Source organism: Pseudomonas sp. D(2018) (assembly GCF_005502555.1).
GTDB lineage: Bacteria > Pseudomonadota > Gammaproteobacteria > Pseudomonadales > Pseudomonadaceae > Metapseudomonas > Metapseudomonas resinovorans.
On the sequence record NZ_SCOK01000006.1, the window covers coordinates 60,315 to 76,680 of the forward strand.

18 protein-coding genes are annotated in these 16,366 nt (G+C 64.4%); 8 read left to right on the forward strand and 10 right to left on the reverse strand.

All coding sequences use genetic code 11. The annotated features are described in order from the left end of the window. Positions 1-152: 152 nt before the first annotated feature. The 5 genes from FFS60_RS06690 to FFS60_RS06710 all read right to left on the reverse strand — a co-directional run bounded on the left by FFS60_RS06690 (position 153) and on the right by FFS60_RS06710 (position 3,597). Positions 153-656: a DUF1772 domain-containing protein gene (locus FFS60_RS06690; RefSeq protein ID WP_137821477.1), complete on the reverse strand. Its 504-nt coding sequence runs from the start codon at positions 654-656 to the stop codon at positions 153-155. Between the two features lie 750 nt (positions 657-1,406). Then, entirely contained in the window at positions 1,407-1,988 is a 582-nt protein-coding gene (locus FFS60_RS06695; RefSeq protein ID WP_137821478.1) for an MliC family protein, read from the reverse strand. A gap of 126 nt (positions 1,989-2,114) precedes the next feature. Continuing rightward, complete coding sequence (locus tag FFS60_RS06700) at positions 2,115-2,426, reverse strand: HigA family addiction module antitoxin (RefSeq protein ID WP_137821479.1); 312 nt, start codon at positions 2,424-2,426, stop codon at positions 2,115-2,117. An 8-nt stretch (positions 2,427-2,434) separates the two neighbouring features. Next, positions 2,435-2,731, reverse strand: a complete 297-nt coding sequence (locus FFS60_RS06705; RefSeq protein WP_028630182.1) for a type II toxin-antitoxin system RelE/ParE family toxin — start codon at positions 2,729-2,731, stop codon at positions 2,435-2,437. Positions 2,732-2,823: 92 nt separating this feature from the next. Further along, on the reverse strand, positions 2,824-3,597 hold the full coding sequence (locus FFS60_RS06710; RefSeq protein ID WP_137821480.1) for a helix-turn-helix transcriptional regulator: 774 nt from the start codon (positions 3,595-3,597) through the stop codon (positions 2,824-2,826). A gap of 111 nt (positions 3,598-3,708) precedes the next feature. On the opposite strand from FFS60_RS06710, the gene FFS60_RS06715 reads away from it, so the two are divergent. The 3 genes from FFS60_RS06715 to FFS60_RS06725 all read left to right on the forward strand — a co-directional run bounded on the left by FFS60_RS06715 (position 3,709) and on the right by FFS60_RS06725 (position 6,811). Then, on the forward strand, positions 3,709-4,812 hold the full coding sequence (locus FFS60_RS06715; protein ID WP_137821481.1) for a polyamine ABC transporter substrate-binding protein: 1,104 nt from the start codon (positions 3,709-3,711) through the stop codon (positions 4,810-4,812). Between the two features lie 45 nt (positions 4,813-4,857). Beyond that, entirely contained in the window at positions 4,858-5,979 is a 1,122-nt protein-coding gene (locus FFS60_RS06720) for a P1 family peptidase (protein ID WP_137821482.1), read from the forward strand. Between the two features lie 121 nt (positions 5,980-6,100). Then, complete coding sequence (locus FFS60_RS06725) at positions 6,101-6,811, forward strand: rRNA pseudouridine synthase (protein WP_137821483.1); 711 nt, start codon at positions 6,101-6,103, stop codon at positions 6,809-6,811. Positions 6,812-7,052: 241 nt separating this feature from the next. Here FFS60_RS06725 and FFS60_RS06730 read toward each other — a convergent pair whose 3' ends face one another. After that, a complete protein-coding gene (locus FFS60_RS06730) occupies positions 7,053-7,340 on the reverse strand; it encodes a hypothetical protein (RefSeq protein ID WP_137821484.1) in 288 nt (95 codons plus the stop codon). Continuing rightward, on the reverse strand, positions 7,340-7,525 hold the full coding sequence (locus tag FFS60_RS06735; RefSeq protein ID WP_028630194.1) for a hypothetical protein: 186 nt from the start codon (positions 7,523-7,525) through the stop codon (positions 7,340-7,342). The genes FFS60_RS06730 and FFS60_RS06735 overlap by 1 nt, the downstream gene beginning before the upstream one ends. Before the next feature lie 251 nt (positions 7,526-7,776). Between FFS60_RS06735 and FFS60_RS06740 the strand changes: the two genes are divergently transcribed. Beyond that, the gene (locus FFS60_RS06740; RefSeq protein WP_137821485.1) at positions 7,777-8,916 is read left to right on the forward strand and encodes a carboxylate-amine ligase; all 1,140 of its coding nucleotides are present in this window, start codon (positions 7,777-7,779) and stop codon (positions 8,914-8,916) included. Here the strand turns inward: FFS60_RS06740 and FFS60_RS06745 are convergent. Further along, positions 8,913-9,599: an RES family NAD+ phosphorylase gene (locus FFS60_RS06745; protein ID WP_137821486.1), complete on the reverse strand. Its 687-nt coding sequence runs from the start codon at positions 9,597-9,599 to the stop codon at positions 8,913-8,915. The genes FFS60_RS06740 and FFS60_RS06745 overlap by 4 nt on opposite strands. Beyond that, positions 9,599-10,000 (reverse strand): MbcA/ParS/Xre antitoxin family protein, encoded by a 402-nt coding sequence (locus tag FFS60_RS06750; protein WP_028630197.1) that lies wholly within the window; start codon positions 9,998-10,000, stop codon positions 9,599-9,601. Before FFS60_RS06750 ends, FFS60_RS06745 begins: the two co-directional genes overlap by 1 nt. 216 nt (positions 10,001-10,216) lie before the next feature. Between FFS60_RS06750 and FFS60_RS06755 the strand changes: the two genes are divergently transcribed. Beyond that, entirely contained in the window at positions 10,217-10,810 is a 594-nt protein-coding gene (locus FFS60_RS06755; protein WP_028630198.1) for a TetR/AcrR family transcriptional regulator, read from the forward strand. A gap of 147 nt (positions 10,811-10,957) precedes the next feature. On the opposite strand, the gene FFS60_RS06760 is transcribed toward FFS60_RS06755, so the two are convergent. Beyond that, positions 10,958-11,908: a LysR family transcriptional regulator gene (locus tag FFS60_RS06760; protein ID WP_028630199.1), complete on the reverse strand. Its 951-nt coding sequence runs from the start codon at positions 11,906-11,908 to the stop codon at positions 10,958-10,960. A gap of 118 nt (positions 11,909-12,026) precedes the next feature. Here FFS60_RS06760 and FFS60_RS06765 point away from each other — a divergent pair, with 118 nt between their 5' ends. From FFS60_RS06765 to mmsB, 3 genes are all read left to right on the forward strand, one after another. Further along, on the forward strand, positions 12,027-13,742 hold the full coding sequence (locus tag FFS60_RS06765; protein ID WP_137821487.1) for an AMP-binding protein: 1,716 nt from the start codon (positions 12,027-12,029) through the stop codon (positions 13,740-13,742). 83 nt (positions 13,743-13,825) lie between these two features. Beyond that, positions 13,826-15,337, forward strand: a complete 1,512-nt coding sequence (locus FFS60_RS06770) for a CoA-acylating methylmalonate-semialdehyde dehydrogenase (RefSeq protein ID WP_028630201.1) — start codon at positions 13,826-13,828, stop codon at positions 15,335-15,337. Between the two features lie 116 nt (positions 15,338-15,453). Continuing rightward, positions 15,454-16,344, forward strand: a complete 891-nt coding sequence (gene mmsB, locus FFS60_RS06775) for a 3-hydroxyisobutyrate dehydrogenase (protein ID WP_028630202.1) — start codon at positions 15,454-15,456, stop codon at positions 16,342-16,344. Positions 16,345-16,366: the final 22 nt, after the last annotated feature.

Consider the following 16,366-nt stretch of genomic DNA (forward strand, 5'->3'; position numbering starts at 1 on the left):
ATGGGTGAGATCCGTTTGACGACGCGGGCAGTCGGCCTATCAAGAGGAGCAGGCCTTCGTTCACGGCATCGCCGACAAGGCTCAGGTTCTGGCCGAAACCGGCCTGTGGAACCGGTGGATCAGAGCAAGCGAGGAACAACTTCGGGCAAGGCCTAATCCATCGCCAGCATCAGGAACAGTCCCACCATCAGCAGCGCCGAAGCCGCCAGGGCGGTACCGGCTCGAACATGGTTCCAGCGCGTCCAGTGCTCCACATAGTGGCGCCACGGGGCGACGGCATCGGGGCTGCCCGCGTTCAGCTTTGCCAGGGCGTTATTGCGCGGGACGTTGCACACCAGCGTGACGCCGAAATTACCCAGCAGGTACATCAGGCTGCCGACGAGCAGGAATAAGGTACCGGGTACGTCCCAATGCACGAAGGTGTAGAGCGTGAGCAGCGCGCAGGCAGCAGTCGTGCCCAGGAAGATGGCGAGGAAGACTCGGTTGAGCACCGTCTGGTTGATGGCCTGCATGGCGGCGATGCCGGCTTCCGGCGCAATGCGCGCCAGCGCCTGCATCACGAAGTTGGAGAATGCGAAGAACAGCCCGCCCATCAACCCGCAGGCAATCACGGCGAGGAAGGCGAGCACAAAGGCCAGGTCATCGATAAAGGGCATGGTCGGGTTCTCAGGGGCCGTCCAGTCAAGTCCAGGCCCCGCGCCTGTGAGGTTCAGGGGAGAAGGAAAGCAGATTTATGGGTGCTTGTGCATTCGCCTTGAGTCGATAACGACCCGCTGCGGCATGCTCGCAATCGCCGCTCAGGGCAGTCTCCTTGTCACTTTCCAGATTCCCCCACGGATCGGTCGGCAGGTATTGGCTCGCAGTACAACCGCATGCGAAGGGTTTAACGCACCGTTCGTCCCCCATCCGCCTGCCTTGCTACGCCCCCGTGCATTCTGGATCAGACGAGGATTCCTACCGCCCAGTCGTCAACCGAGTTGCCGAGGACACGAGCATGGCTGAAGAAAACGAATCCAACCGGCACCTGCGTGAAGTGTGGACCTGTCTTAATCGAATGGACGAGCGATGCAGTACATATCCCAGGCCCTCACGTTGCGCGCGGGCCAATAACGTTCAGGGAGGGGGAGTTGTACGCAGACGGGGCATTCGGGGGGGCACGACCACCACGAGCCCTGCGCCACTTGCACGAAGGTCTGGCGCGCCTGCAGCGCGCGGTGGACAAGCTGACGACGAAAGGCCGGGATTAGGCTGGCTATGCCTGCATTACGTGTTGCAGGCAGCTGCATTGCCCGTAGGAGCTGGCTTGCCAGCGAATGGCGGCGTTTCGCTGGCAAGCCAGCTCCTACAAGGCTCTTGACCCGATGGTAAATCTCTCGCAACAGCTAGCGCAGACCTAGCGAATAGGCTCAGCGCGCCACTTTGCAGGTCATTTCAGTGCCATACCAAGTCACCTTGGCTTCGCCCTGGTGCTCCCAGAAATCCATGCCGTCGGTGCTGTAGTGGGCGCCGCTGGCGGCGGGCTGGCTGATGGCGATGGTCTGGTCATTGCCATAGGTGAACACCGCTGCAGTGGGCTCGAGGTTGTTATAGAACGCAGCGGTGAAGGGTTTGCTGTTATCCCCGCAGATGAATTCCACGGCCTTGGGCGCCATCACCGAGCCGGACTGGATCTGCAGCTCCACCAGACGCGTCTGGTAGCTCAGGGTCAGGCACTGGTTCTGATCGTCCGCCTTCCAGCACTCATCGCGACCCTTGAGCCAGCCGCGCTGTTCGGCACGCAGTCGCTTCTGGGTCGCCGCGTCGGTCGCGGCCAGGGTTTTCTTGTAGACATCCGAAAGTTGGCGGTCCAGAAGGCTCAGGTCAGCGCTTTTGCATACCTGCTGCTCGACGCCCTTTGCCTTGGTGCAGTCGAAGGATGGGCCGGAGTCGGCCATGGCCAATGGGCTGGTGGCGCTGAGCGCCAATAGAAGTCCTTTTGCGGGAATCATTTCGGCCTCCAAGCCTGTGGTGGGGACGATTGCCAAGTAAAGCGCAGAGCGCCCGAAATATCCTCCCGGCAAAGGGATTACGGATCCTCCAAGCGTCGGGGAGTCAGGTCATCGTCTCCGAACAGATCAGGCTGCCTGATTAGGAAGAGGCTTTGCGCGTTCGATCCTGGCCCGGCGGTCAGGCGAGTTGAGTGCTTCCCACAGATCATTGCGACGCTGCAGGTTCAGCCAGAAATCGGCCGAGTTGCCGAAGACCCGGGACAACATCAACGCCGTGTCCGCCGTGATGGCGCGGCGGTTGTTACAGAGTTCGTTGACGAGCTTGCGCTGAACACCCATGGCCTCTGCCAGTTGACCCTGGGTAATGCTCATGGGCTCGAGGAACTCTTCGGTGAGCATCTCGCCGACGCTCACCGGCTTACGTTCGGTAATGATCATGCTTCACCTCATCGGTAGGAGTGATTGTCGAGGTACACCCCCGACGCTTCGCCTTTGTCCCCATCCCACTCGAACACCAATCGCCACTGCTGATTGACGCGAATGGAATGCAGCCCCTTCAACTTGCCCACTAGCTTCTCGAAGTGATTGCTCGGTGGAATGCGCAGGTCACTGTCAGTCGTGGCATCGTCCAGCAGCTGTAGCTTTCGAAACAGCCGGTTGCTGATATCGGCTGGAATCTGTTTAGCGTGTTCGTCACGAACGAAGAACGCTTCCAGCCATGCCTCCCTGAAGCTTTTGATCATGAGTCAAATTCTTAGGATTTGTGCCACTGTACCGCACAAGGGTACACCGCGACTACGGCCAAAGGGTGTGATCGCCCTCTCCAGCACAGGCCTCAATGCGAATGCAGCAACAGCGCGAACAACTCGGCATGGCCGCTGACGTTGAGTTTGTTGTAGAGGTTGCGCCTGTGCACTTTCACCGTCTCGGGTGAAATCCCCATGCGCTGGGCAATGGCCTTGCTGGAAAAGCCCTGGAGAATCAACCGCGCGGTATCCATCTCGCGCTCGGTCAGGCGCGCGTCGAATCGACCCAGGATGGAGGCCAGGTCGCTGGCCATCTCTTCGTTCGCCGGCCCCTCCGGAGGCATGATCTGCACGTGCCTGCGCATGGCCGCCAGCACCCAATCACGCACGCAGAGCAAGCGCCCATATTCGTGGTCGGCGAAGGCTTGCTCGCGTCCCAGCGAGAGGCTGAGCACGGCATCGTCCAGGTTGCAGATGAACTGCAGCTCGCCGCCACCGACCACGGCGCGGAAGTAGCTCAGGTAGTACTCGCTTTGCAGGAACTGGTCAGGTGCAACGGATTCAAGGCGGTGCAGGCCATCGGCGATGCCGTTGCATGCGGCCAGGTAGAAGGGATCGAGCAGGTAGCGGCCGGCGCAGTAATCGGCCAGGTCCTCGCGCTCGTCCAGCCCGCCGCGGAACTCGAAGTCGGCCAGCAACTGCGGCACCCGGCCCGGGCGCATCAGTGCCACCAGCGCGTTGTCCACGGGAACCAGCAGCCGCAGCGTATCCACCAGGCTGCGCCAGAAGCCTTCCTGCCCCAGGCTGCCGAACATGCGCGCCAGCCCCTGGTGCACCGGCAGTTCTCTCAACAAGGCTTCCACGCTCTACCCCTTTCGCATAACCCGTGATGGGAATGTCCAGCAACGCCTCAGACCTCTAGCCTCGGAACCCTCGACCACCAAGGGCCTGCCAGGGGCCAGGAGTGCCGCATCATGCTTCGTCACCGCTCGTACCTCAACCTCGGATTCGGCGCCTGCCTGTCGGCGTGGCTGTCGACCGCCGCAGCCGACGCGCCCACCGTCCACGTGTACAACTGGTACGACTACATCGGCCAGACCACCCTGGCGGACTTCAAGCGCGACACCGGTATACAGCCCGTGTACGACACCTTCGACAGTGCCGAGATGCTGGAAGGCAAATTGCTCACCGGTGGCAGCGGCTACGACGTGGTGGTGGCCAGCAACTTCAGCCTGCCAACCCTCATTCAGGCCGGCGTACTGGAGCCCCTGGACCCGTCCCGGCTGCCCAACTTCAAGCACATGGATCAGGACCTGCTGGCCAAGCTGGCCGTCAACGATCCCGGCAATCGCTACGCCGTGCCTTACCTCTGGGGCACCAACGGCATCGGCTACAACGTCGACAAGGTCCGCGCCGTGCTGGGCGACCAGGCCCCGGTGAACTCCTGGGACCTGCTGTTCAAGGAGGAGAACCTGGCCAAGCTGAGCCAATGTGGCGTGGCGATGCTCGATTCGCCTTCCGAAGTACTGCCCATCGTCCTGCACTACCTGGGGCTGCCGCCCAACAGCACCAACCCCGACGACTACAAGAAAGCCGAGGCCTTGCTGCTCAAGCTGCGCCCCCATATCGCCTACTTCAACTCATCGAAGTTCATCAGCGACCTGGCCAACGGCAACATCTGCGTAGCCCTGGGCTGGTCCGGCGGCATGCTGGAAGCCAGGACCAACGCCGAACAGGCCGCGAACGGCGTGAAGATCGAATACAGCCTGCCGACCGAAGGCGCGCCCGTGTGGTTCGACACCCTGGTGCTGCTCAAGCAATCGCCGCACCCCGATCAGGGCCTGGCGTTCATCGACTACCTGATGCGGCCGGAAGTCATCGCACCGATCTCCGATTTTCTCAACTACCCCAACGGCAATCGCAACGCCACGCCGATGGTCGCCGAAGCCACCCGCAACGACCCCAGCGTTTATCCGCCAGCCGAGGCCATGGCCAGGCTGTTCACCCTGGAGCCACTGCCCAAGAAAGCCGAGCGCGTGCGCACACGCGTCTGGAGCAAGGTGAAGAGTGGCCAGTGATTCAACCCTCCATCTTTCCTGTAACTACCTGCCATGAGTAAAACGATGAAACCACGTGCCCGCGATCTCGGACTCCAGTTTGGCCAACTGCAACCTGGCCTCCTCAATGCCATCACCGACGTACCCGGCGTGCGGGTCGGCCATTGCGATATACGCGGCCGCACAGCCGAAGGGCGTGATATCCAGACCGGCGTCACGGTGATCGAACCACGCCCGGGCTCGACCAACCTGCAGCCCTGTTTCGCCGGCGTCCACATCCTCAACGGCAACGGCGATGCCACCGGCCTTGAGTGGATTCGCGAGGCCGGCCTGCTGACCAGCCCGATCGCCTTCACCAATACCCACAGCGTGGGCACCGTGCGGGACGCTCTGATTGCCCTGGACCGCGAGGAGCAACCCCAGGATGGCCGGCTGTACTGGAACATGCCGGTGGTGCTGGAGACCTTCGATGGCCTGCTCAACGACATCAACGGCTTTCACGTGCGTATCGAGCATGTGGCCCAGGCCCTGGGCAATGCCGTCGATGGCCCGGTGACCGAAGGCGCGGTGGGCGGCGGCAGCGGCATGATCTGCCATGAGTTCAAGGGAGGCATCGGCACCGCCTCGCGCCGGCTGAGCACCGAGCAAGGCGGCTGGACGGTCGGCGCCATCGTCCAGGCCAACCACGGTGTCCGGCAAGAGCTGCGCGTCGATGGCTACCCGGTGGGCCGCTACATGGAGCAGGTGGACTCACCCTTCCTCAAGGCCCGCCTGCCGCACCCCGGCATGGGCTCGATCGTCGTCTGCCTGGCCACTGACGCGCCATTGCTGCCGCACCAGTGCACGCGCCTCGCCCAGCGCGCCAGCATCGGCCTGGCCCGAACCGGTGGCGGAACGGAAGATCACAGCGGCGACATCTTCGTGGCCTTCTCCACAGGCAACCAGCACCTGCCGGCACCCGCCTACGAGGCCAAGGGTGCGCCGACCTGCGACAACCTGCGCATGGTCAACAATGACCACATCAGCGAATTGTTCCTCGCCGCCGCCGAAGCCGTGGAAGAAGCCATCATCAACGCGATGCTGGCCTCGCCCACCACCGAAGGCAACGGCCATCGGGTACCGGGGCTGGACGTCGAAACCCTGACCAAGGCGCTGCATCAGGCGGGTTGGCCGGGCCAGAAACCCTGACAAGGACGAAGCTTCCTGTGGGGGGCGCTTTCATTGGCCCCCACAGGAGAAGCCGCCGCCCGTGCCGAGCCGGCCCAATGGGTTTACCATTGCGCCCTTTCCTCTCCACTGGCTGCCCCCAATGACCGACCCCGTCCGCTTGTCCAAATGCGTTATCGAACTCACCGGCTGTTCGCGCCGGGAGGCGGAGCTCTATATCGAGGGCGGCTGGGTGACGGTCGATGGCGAGGTGGTCGAACAGCCGCAGTTCAAGGTTGAAGGCCAGACAGTCGCTCTACTCCCTGGTGCCACGCCCGATCCGCAGGAGCCGGTGACGCTTTTACTGAATCAGCCCGCCGGCCTGTCCTTCGAAGCCGCCCAACGCGTGCTCAACCCTGAAAGCCGATGGCCGGAAGACCGCGCCGCTGTGCGCCTGCTGCGCAGCCACTTCGCTCGCCTGACCACCACCCTGCCGCTACAACCGGGCGCCAGCGGGCTGCTGGTGATGACCCAGGACTGGCGAGCCCTGCGCAAGCTCAACGAAGACGCGAACAAGCTGGAACAGGAATACGTCGTCGAAGTCAGCGGCACGATGCTGGACAAGGGCCTCGACCGCCTGAAACGGGGCATCAAGGTCAAAGGCCAGGACCTGCCACCAGTGAAGGCAAGCTGGCAAAACGAAACCCACCTGCGCTTCGCTCTGAAGAACCCCAAACCGGGCCTGATCGCCGCTTATTGCAGCGCCGTTGGCCTCAAGGTCGTCGGCATGAAGCGCATTCGGATCGGCGGCGTACCCATGGGCAAGGTGCCGGTCGGGCAATGGCGCTACCTGGGGCAGGCCGAGCGGTTCTGAGGCCGTTCTGGGCCTTCTCTTTGTAGGGGCGAATTCATTCGCCAAGGGATGCGCAGCGTCCCCGCAAACCCAAGGGCAGCCCTTCGGCCGGCGCATGAATTGGCTATATCTGCATTGCCCGTAGGAGCTGGCTTGCCAGTGAATGGCCCCGTTTCGCTGGCAAGCCAACTCCTACAAGGCACTTGGCCCGATGGTAAATCTCTCGCAATAGCTAGCGCAGACATGGCGAATGAATTCGCCCCTACAACCGCTGTTCCTGGCCGGTACGGCTTTCCTGCGGTCGCTGGCCGGACGATGCCGTTCGTTCGGCTGGGTTGGCGCTCAGGCGCTGGAACTCGAACACCGGTGTCTTGGCCGGTTTGCTCCGGATGGCGACGCTGCCCGGCCCCTGGCCAGCGTACTGGCCGTAGACGCCCAACATGAACATGCCGATCACCATGAAGATGGCGGCACGCTCGATCGACCTGGGGTTCTTGCCGGAAGGCTGGTGCAGGACCTGCAGCCTCGGCGAACGGGATGCGCGCTTCATCAGTCGTCCAGGAGCCGGTCCATCAATTCCAGGCCCAGGCGCTGGGTGCTGGATTCGTCCCGCAGCTCGCGCTGGCTGATGCCGGCGATCTTGGTCCGAGGGATGGCGAGGTGCTGGTTGCGCAGGGTGATGGAACAACTGCCATCGGGCTCCCACAAGCACTCGAACTGAAAGGTGACGCTCATTTTGTTCAAGGTGTCCTCAACCTGGCGAAGCATCAAATTATTCATTCTCAGTCCTCCCCACCAATCGAGTGGCCGGACTGAAAAACCTAGCAGGGAAACTCGCCACGTAAATGTCATTGGGCGGCTATTCATCGGAAAGCTTCCTCCAACACAATGACAACCCCGTTGCAGAGCCTTTGCAGACAAACGGTCCTTGAAACCTGCCTCAGTGGGTACGTCACTTGCCATAAGGCAAGTCCGAGGCGGCCCGCATGCCCAACGATCCTGTTGCACCCGTGTTCGGCGTCGAGGAAAGCTTTTTCCTGGTCGACACACGCAGCCGCAACCTGCCAACGCAACTGCCGGATGGATTTCTCGAGACGGCACGGGACGCGTTCAGGGAAGGCTTCAGCCAGGAAATGTTCCAGAGCGTGGTGTGCCTGGACATGGCCCAACCGACCCTGCTGGAAATCAATGAGGCCCGCGCTTGCCTGCTGGAGAAACGTACGCGCCTGGCTGCCATCGCCAGGGAGCATCAGCTGGCGCCACTCTGTGCGGGCTCCCACCCCTTCGCCGACTGGCATGTGCAGGTGCCGTCGGATGACCCGCACTACCAACCGCTCTTCGAAGACCAGCGGATGATCGCTCACCGCAGCCTGGTCTGCGGCATGCGCGTGCACGTGGTGGTGCCGCTGGAGATCGACCGCATCCAGGTGATGAACCGGGTACTGGGCTGGCTTCCGTTGCTGTTGGCGCTGAGCACCTCATCGCCTTTATGGAACGGCCGCCCAACCGGGTTGATGAGCTACCGCCAGGCGGTGTGCGCCGAGTGGCCGCACAAGGGCATTCCCGAGCACTTCCCCGACGAGCCTGCCTTTAACGCCTATCTGCAGTGGCTGATGGCCTCGGGGTCGATACGCCGCGAAGGCGACCTGGCCTGGTGCATTCGCCCGTCGCCGCGCTTTCCCACCCTGGAACTCCTCGCGGCCGATGCCTGCCCCTCGGTGGAAGACGCCCTGTGCATCGTCGCCCTGTTCCGCGCCCTGGTCAGTTGGGCCATGGTCCAGGACGACGGCGACCTGCAAGACGCCCCCCTGCAACGCCTGGTCCTGAAGGAGAACCACTGGCGCGCCATGCGCTTCGGCATCCACGGCATGTACCTCGACGGCTCGGGCGAGGCCAGCCTCTCTGCCGGGGCCTGGCTGGCAAGGGCGTACGCCTGCTTTGGCGAACTCGCCGAGTCCGAGGGCGATGACCAGGCCTTCGTCCGTGGCCGGCATGTGCTGCGTTACGGCAGTAGCGCCGACCGGCAGCTACTGCGCTACCGGGAAGCCCTGCAGTCCGGCCTGCCCCGGCAGCAGGCGCTGGTGGCGGTCATCGACGAGCTGATTGCCGAAACCACTGGCGGCTAGCCGACCGGGCTGACCTTCAAGACACAGGAAATGCTCTGTGTGCGGCCGTCCCAGATATAGCGGAAGTGCGCGCCCTGCACCGGCAGGCTGACCGCAGGCGGGCGGAAGGCCGCCACGCACTCGTGGCCCGGCAGGCGCACGCTGTTGTACAGCAGCCCCCACTTGCCGGCATTGCGGTGAAGCCCGGCGAAGGCCTGGCTGGTGCCGTAACTGGCCATGTCCGGGTCATGCAGCTCGACACGGTCGCGCACATCGAGCATCGGGCTGACCACCTTGTTCACATAGGCCCGTAGCGTGATTTCGATGCTCGCCTCCTGGGTGGCACGCCAGAAGTGCTCCTGGTGGTAACGGGTTTCGGCGATGGCCGCGTCGAGGGAGCTTGCACAGTAGTAGACGCCGAAGCTGCCGTCGGTAAAGCGGCTGGCGCGACCGATATGGGTGAATACGGCCATCACCACGGTGGCGCCGCTGCCACTGACACGGTCTTCGGGGGCAACGCGGGAAATCTCCCCCACCTGGTCGCGCAGGCGGTCGTTGGTCATGGCCTCGATGGCGTAGGCCAGCTCCAGCTCATCGGGATCGAGGGTGTCTTCGAATACGGAAATGGGCGGGAAGGCGCTGTTGACCAGGCGATAGGCCTTGCTCCACTCGGGAATCCGTTCCACCAGCAACTCCTCGGTCATCAGCCTCGCACTCCATCGAGGTAACGGCGCACATCGGCCACATCCACCACCTGGCCACCGAGCATGTACTGCAGGGCGCTGCGGCCGTTGAAGGGTGCCGCGCTGTTGGGCTTGTGCACCCATTCGTAGGCACGCGCTTCCTGGTTGCTGAAGAGGATACGCAGGGACTTGTGGATGCCCATCAGGTAGGAGATCCGCTCCAGCGTGTCGTGCGGCAGGCGCACACTGGGCAGCTTCTTGTAGCTGAAATAGGTGGTGTTGCCGATGGAGCCGAGCAAGGTGCGCTGCTGCTCCTTGGAGCAACCCCACTTGTCCATCAGGTTGAAGAAGAACTTCAGGGCCACGCGGCCGGCTTCGCCGCTCTGGAGGTCTGGAATGACATGGCGGGCAGGGCTGCTCATGGCGTCTCCTGGGTGAATGACTATGCTTTCAACTCTACTCCTGATCCGAACTATTTCAAGTATTCAGTTCGTATACGTAGTCACTTTTGTCCTGCTGACGGCCTTCATGTGCGATCAATGGAAAAAAACGCCAATGTAGCGGAGCGCTCAGGACCTAGGCCCCGCCGTCCACGCTGGCTAGAGTGCCGGCGCACGCCATTCGCGAGGGCCACCGCCATGCTCGACGCCACCACCGCCCGCCGCTCCCGTTACCTGGAGAACCGCCACCTGGCACTGGCCCTGTTCGCCGAGCAGGGCTACGGCCAGGTGAGCATGCGCGACCTGGCGGCACAGCTGGGCATCAAGGCCGGCTCCATCTATCACCATGTGGAAAGCAAGGAAGCCCTGCTGTTCGAGTTCATCGAAGAGCTCTACGAGCAGTTGCTGGACAATGCCGCCCTGGCCACCCGCCGACACCGCGACCCAGCCAAGTGCCTGGCCGCGCTGATCGACGCCCACCTCGCCCTGCATCAGCCCATGGGCCTGCACTTCCGCCTGGCCGAGCTTGAAGCCCGCTGCCTCTCCGGCGAGCGCCTGGAACAGGCCCGCGCGCTGCGCCAGGCCTATGAAGCCGCCCTGCTGGAGCCCTTGCAGCAACTGGTCGGCCAGCCCCTGGATGTCGCCGGACGCGGTGCCGTGGCCAGCATCGTGTCCCTGCTCAACCAATTGCCGGCCTGGCTGGATGCCAGCGGCCTGCCGGCGGAACAAGGGCTGGAGTTGATGAAGCGGATGGTACTGGGCAGCGTGCGCGGTGCCATGCGCCTGCCCTGAGGCGGGCGCGCCGTCGCAAACAGCCGGGCTACCGACTGGGCAGCCCTTCGGGCTGCATGGCGATTGAAATGGCGCTGTCTGCGTTAAGTGTTGAAGGTCCTGGAATCCCTTGTAGAAGCTAGCTTGCTAGCGATTTCGCACTGTGCGTCAGGCCGGAAGAAACCGCATCTCCTTGCTCTCCCCCAGCAGGAACGCCCGGTTGTACTCGGCGCTTTCGCGCAGGTACTCGGCCGCCAGGGCGATGCGTTTCAGCTTGCGCAGGTCCTCGCGGTAGTACATCCAGAACTGCCGCGTGACTTCCACCTGCCCCGGCAGCACTTCCACCAGCCGCGGGTCGGGCCCGGCGATGAAGCACGGCAGGATGGCCATCGCCCGGCCCTGCAGCGCCGCGTGGTACTGGGCGATCACGCTGGTGCTGCGCAGATGGCTGACCGCGCCGGGGATCACGTCCTCCAGATAGAGCAGCTCCGGGCTGAACGCCAGGTCATCGACATAGGTGACGAACGCCCGCCCGGCCAGGTCCTCGCGGCGTTCGATCGGCCCCTGGCGCTCCAGGTATTCGGGCGTCGCGTATAGCCGCAGCCGGTAGTCGCACAGCCGCGAGCAGACGTAAGGCCCCCGCTCCGGGCGCTCCAGGGCAATGGCGATGTCCGCGTCGCGGCGTGACAGGCTGATGAAGTGCGGCACCGGCAGGATGTCCACCGAAATGTGCGGGTAGCGGTCCTGGAAGCGGCTCATCTGTGCAGTGACGAAGTACGAGCCGAAACCTTCGGTGGAACCGATGCGCAGATGCCCGGACAGCGCCAGGCTGGTGCCCGAAACCTGCTCGCAGGCGGCCTGCAGGGTGCTCTCCAGCGACTCGGCATAGCTCAGCAGGCGCTGCCCCTCGGGTGTCAGGACGAACCCGGCATTGCGTGATTTCTCGAACAACAGCGCGCCCATGCCCTGCTCCAGGGCACGGATGCGCCGCGACACCGTGGTGTAGTCCACATCCAGGCGCCGGGCAGCGGTGCTGGCGGTACGGGCGCGCGCCACTTCGAGGAAGTACTTGAGGTCGTCCCAGTTCAGGCGCCCGACCAGGGTAGGATTTTTTTGCATATCGAATCGGCTTTTTTGGCTATTCCAAGGCGTATTTGTGCCTACCTATACTCGGTCCAACGCACCTTGGCCAGCTTCCAGGGCCAGCCCGCCAGACAACAACAAAGGAAAGGCGACCATGAGCGACAACCGGCATCCCTTCGTCACCGCCCGCGACTTCCTGTTGGCCCATCGCACCGACTACGACACCGCCGTGCGCGAGTTCAGATGGCCGGAGCTCAAGGAATTCAACTGGGCGCTGGACTACTTCGATGTGATGGCCAAGGGCAACGACGCCCCGGCGCTCTGGATAGTCGGCGACCAGGGTCGCGAGCAGCGCTACAGCTTCCAGGACCTGTCGACCCGCTCCAACCGCGTCGCCAACCACCTGCGCCAGCTCGGCGTGCAACGCGGCGAGCGCATCCTGCTGATGCTCGGCAACGAGGTCGCGCTCTGGGAGATCATGCTGGCCGCCTTCAAGATCGGCGCCGTGGTCATCCCCGCCACCGCCCTGCTCACCCCGGAAGACCTGCGCGACCGCCTCGACCGGGGCCGGGTCAGACATGTGATCGCCGGCAGCGCCAACGTACAGAAGTTCGACGGACTGGCCGGTGACTACACCCGCCTCTGCGTCGGCGAGCCGGTACCGGGCTGGATCAGCCACGCCGGCGCCCTCGCCTGCTCCGGCGAATTCGAGGCCGAAGGCCCCACCCTCGCCACCGACCCGCTGCTGCTCTACTTCACCTCCGGCACCACCTCCAAGCCCAAGCTGGTGCTGCACAGCCACCAGAGCTACCCGGTGGGCCACCTCTCCACCCTCTACTGGATCGGCCTGCAGCCCGGCGACGTACACCTGAACATTTCCTCCCCCGGCTGGGCCAAGCACGCCTGGAGCTGCTTCTTCGCCCCCTGGAACGCTGGTGCCTGCGTGTTCATCTATGACGTCCCGCGCTTCTCCGCCCGCGGCCTGCTGGAAACCCTGGCCAGCCACGGCGTCACCAGCCTCTGCGCACCGCCCACCGTGTGGCGCATGCTGGTGCAGGAAGACCTCGCCGCCTACCGCTCGCGCCTCAGCCTGCGGGAGCTGGTGGGCGCCGGCGAACCGATGAACCCGGAGATCATCGAACACATCCGGCAAGCCTGGGGCCTGCCCCTGCGTGACGGCTTCGGCCAGTCGGAAACCACCGCGCTGATCGGCAACACCCCCGGCCAGCCACTCAAGGTCGGCTCCATGGGACGCCCGCTGCCCGGCTACCGCGTAGTGCTGCTGGATGCCGACGGCAACCCGCGTGAGGAAGGTGAAGTGGCGCTGCAGTTCGACCCGCGCCCGCTGGGCCTGATGACCTGCTACGAAGACAGCCCGGAGAAAACCGCCGAAGTCACCCGTGGCGGCCACTACCGCACCGGCGACACCGCCGCCCGCGATGCCGAGGGCTACATCACCTTCGTCGGCCGCGCCGATGACGTGTTCAAGTCCTCGGACTACCGCATCAGCCCCTTCGAGCTGGAAAGCGCCCTGATCGAGCATGACGCCGTCATGGAAGTCGCCATCGTGCCAAGCCCGGACCCGGTGCGCCTGGCCGTGCCCAAGGCTTTCCTCATCCTTGCGCCGGGCCATGTTCCCAGCCCCGCCCTGGCCGAGGCGATCCTCGCCTTCGCCCGCGAACACCTGGCGCCCTACAAGCGGGTGCGCCGCCTGGAGTTTGTCAGCGAACTGCCCAAGACCATCTCCGGGAAGATCCGCCGCGTCGAGCTGCGCCGCATCGAATTGCAGCGCCGCCAGGACCACACGCGAGCCGAGCTGGAGTTCTTCGAGGAAGACTTCCCGGCCCTGCGGACCGAGACCGCCCGCTGACCCCCACCCCATTCACCGGGGCCGAACCATCGGCCCCACGGGCGACCTCGCCCTGACGATTCACTCACGACAGGATAGGAACCATGAGCCAGAACACCGCCATCCCCACCGTCAAATTGCTGATCGACGGCAAGCTGGTCGAGTCCCGCACCAGCCAATGGCGCGATGTGGTCAACCCGGCGACCCAGGAAGTCCTGGCCCGCGTGCCCTTCGCCACTGAAGACGAAATGAACGCCGCCGTGGCCAGCGCCAGGGAAGCCTTCAAGACCTGGCGCAAGACCCCCATCGGCGCCCGCGCGCGCATCTTCCTCAAGTACCAGCAACTGATCCGCGAGAACATGAAGGAGCTGGCCGCCCTGCTCACCGCCGAACAGGGCAAGACCCTGCCGGACGCCGAGGGCGACATCTTCCGTGGCCTGGAAGTCGTGGAGCACGCCGCCAACATCGGCACCCTGCAGATGGGCGAACTGGCCAACAACGTCGCAAACGGCGTGGACACCTACACCCTCAACCAGCCCCTGGGCGTGTGTGCCGGCATTACCCCCTTCAACTTCCCGGCGATGATTCCGCTGTGGATGTTCCCCATGGCCATCGCCACCGGTAACACCTTCGTCCTCAAGCCGTCCGAGCAGGACCCGATGGTGACCATGCGCCTGGCCGAACTGGCCATCGAAGCCGGGATTCCGGCCGGCGTGCTCAACGTCATCCACGGCGGCGTCGACGCGGTGAACCTGCTCTGCGACCACCCGGACATCAAGGCCGTATCCTTCGTCGGCTCGACCAAGGTGGGCACCCACGTCTACAACCGCGCCACCGCCAACGGCAAACGCGCCCAGTGCATGATGGGCGCCAAGAACCACGCCATCATCCTGCCCGACGCCCACAAGCAGCAGACCCTCAACAACCTCGCCGGCGCGGCCTTCGGCGCGGCGGGCCAGCGCTGCATGGCGCTCTCGGTGGTGATCCTGGTCGGCGAGGCACAGACCTGGCTGCCGGACCTGGTTGAAAAAGCCAGGAGCCTGAAGATCGGTGCCGGTGTCGAGCCGGGTACGGATGTCGGCCCGGTGGTCTCCTGCGCCGCACTGGACCGCGTCAGCAGCCTGATCGCTGCGGGCGAACGGGAAGGCGCGCAGTTGGTACTCGACGGCCGCAACCCGCAGGTGACCGGCTACGCCAGCGGCAACTTCGTCGGCCCGACCATCTTCGCCGGCGTCACCCCGGAGATGAGCATCTATCGCGACGAGATCTTCGGGCCGGTGCTCTGCGTGGTGAACGCCGCCAGCCTGGACGAGGCCATCGCCTTCATCAATGCCAACCCGAACGGTAACGGCACCGCCCTCTTCACCCGCTCCGGCGCCGCCGCGCGGCACTTCCAGGAAGAGATCGATGTCGGCCAGGTGGGCATCAACGTGCCGATCCCGGTACCGGTCCCGCTGTTCTCCTTCACCGGCTCCCGCGCCTCCAAGCTCGGCGACCTCGGCCCCTACGGCAAGCAAGTGGTGCAGTTCTACACCCAGACCAAGACCGTAACCTCGCGCTGGTTCGACGAAGACGAAGTGGGCGGCGCGGTCAACACCACCATCACCCTCAAATAACCACCGCCCCGTCGGTTGGCGTAGAGCGAAGCGAAACCCAACGTTCCCGAACACCGGGGTCGTTGGGCCACGCGCAGCTCGAACCAACCCATAAAACCTGCAAGCGAGAACGGACTATGAATATCGGCTTCATCGGACTCGGCAACATGGGCGGCCCCATGGCCCTCAACCTGGCAAAGGCCGGTCACCGGCTGCACGTCTTCGACCTGTCGCAACTGGCGGTGGCGCAACTGGTGGAGGCCGGCGCCCGTGCCGTTGACTCCCCCGCCGCCGTGGCCCGCGCGGGCGTCGACGTGATCATCACCATGCTGCCGGCAGCGCAGCACGTGAAAACCGTCTACCTCGGCGAAGACGGCCTGCTGGCCAATGTGGCCAAGGGCGTGCTGCTGATCGACAGCTCCACCATCGATCCGCATAGCGCCCGTGAAGTGGCCGCCGCCGCCCGCAAGCAGGGCAATCCCATGCTCGACGCGCCGGTTTCCGGCGGCACCGGTGGCGCGGCGGCCGGCACCCTGACCTTCATGGTCGGTGGCGAAGCGGCGGACTTCGACCGCGCCCATCCGGTGCTCTGCGCCATGGGCCGCAACATCGTCCACTGCGGTGACACCGGCAACGGCCAGGTGGCCAAGGTGGCCAACAACATGCTGCTGGGCATCTCCATGATCGGCGTCGCCGAAGCCATGTCCCTGGGCGTGTCCCTGGGTATGGACGCCAAGGTGCTGGCCGGCATCCTCAACACCTCCAGCGGCCGCTGCTGGAGCTCGGAAATCAACAACCCCTTCCCCGGCGTGCTGGAAAACGCCCCTGCCTCGCGCGGCTACAGCGGCGGCTTCGGCAGCGACCTGATGCTCAAGGACCTCGGCCTGGCCACCGAAGCCGCACGCCAGGCGCGCCAGCCGGTGATCCTCGGCGCGCTGGCGCAGCAGCTCTACCAGAGCTTCAGCCTGCAGGGCCACGGCGGCCTGGACTTCTCCGCCATCATCAAACTCTACCGGCAGGACGGCTGAACAGCCGTCCGGGAGCATCACG

Coding starts and splice junctions, on each gene's coding strand:
- FFS60_RS06705 (WP_028630182.1), bottom strand. CDS start 2,731: ATGATCAAAAGCTTCAGGGAGGCATGGCTGGAAGCGTTCTTCGTTCGT.
- FFS60_RS06740 (WP_137821485.1), top strand. CDS start 7,777: ATGCCCAACGATCCTGTTGCACCCGTGTTCGGCGTCGAGGAAAGCTTT.
- FFS60_RS06770 (WP_028630201.1), top strand. CDS start 13,826: ATGAGCCAGAACACCGCCATCCCCACCGTCAAATTGCTGATCGACGGC.
- FFS60_RS06735 (WP_028630194.1), bottom strand. CDS start 7,525: ATGAGCGTCACCTTTCAGTTCGAGTGCTTGTGGGAGCCCGATGGCAGT.
- FFS60_RS06720 (WP_137821482.1), top strand. CDS start 4,858: ATGAAACCACGTGCCCGCGATCTCGGACTCCAGTTTGGCCAACTGCAA.
- FFS60_RS06750 (WP_028630197.1), bottom strand. CDS start 10,000: ATGAGCAGCCCTGCCCGCCATGTCATTCCAGACCTCCAGAGCGGCGAA.
- FFS60_RS06715 (WP_137821481.1), top strand. CDS start 3,709: ATGCTTCGTCACCGCTCGTACCTCAACCTCGGATTCGGCGCCTGCCTG.
- FFS60_RS06690 (WP_137821477.1), bottom strand. CDS start 656: ATGCCCTTTATCGATGACCTGGCCTTTGTGCTCGCCTTCCTCGCCGTG.
- FFS60_RS06765 (WP_137821487.1), top strand. CDS start 12,027: ATGAGCGACAACCGGCATCCCTTCGTCACCGCCCGCGACTTCCTGTTG.
- mmsB (WP_028630202.1), top strand. CDS start 15,454: ATGAATATCGGCTTCATCGGACTCGGCAACATGGGCGGCCCCATGGCC.
- FFS60_RS06730 (WP_137821484.1), bottom strand. CDS start 7,340: ATGAAGCGCGCATCCCGTTCGCCGAGGCTGCAGGTCCTGCACCAGCCT.
- FFS60_RS06755 (WP_028630198.1), top strand. CDS start 10,217: ATGCTCGACGCCACCACCGCCCGCCGCTCCCGTTACCTGGAGAACCGC.
- FFS60_RS06695 (WP_137821478.1), bottom strand. CDS start 1,988: ATGATTCCCGCAAAAGGACTTCTATTGGCGCTCAGCGCCACCAGCCCA.
- FFS60_RS06725 (WP_137821483.1), top strand. CDS start 6,101: ATGACCGACCCCGTCCGCTTGTCCAAATGCGTTATCGAACTCACCGGC.
- FFS60_RS06745 (WP_137821486.1), bottom strand. CDS start 9,599: ATGACCGAGGAGTTGCTGGTGGAACGGATTCCCGAGTGGAGCAAGGCC.
- FFS60_RS06700 (WP_137821479.1), bottom strand. CDS start 2,426: ATGATCATTACCGAACGTAAGCCGGTGAGCGTCGGCGAGATGCTCACC.
- FFS60_RS06760 (WP_028630199.1), bottom strand. CDS start 11,908: ATGCAAAAAAATCCTACCCTGGTCGGGCGCCTGAACTGGGACGACCTC.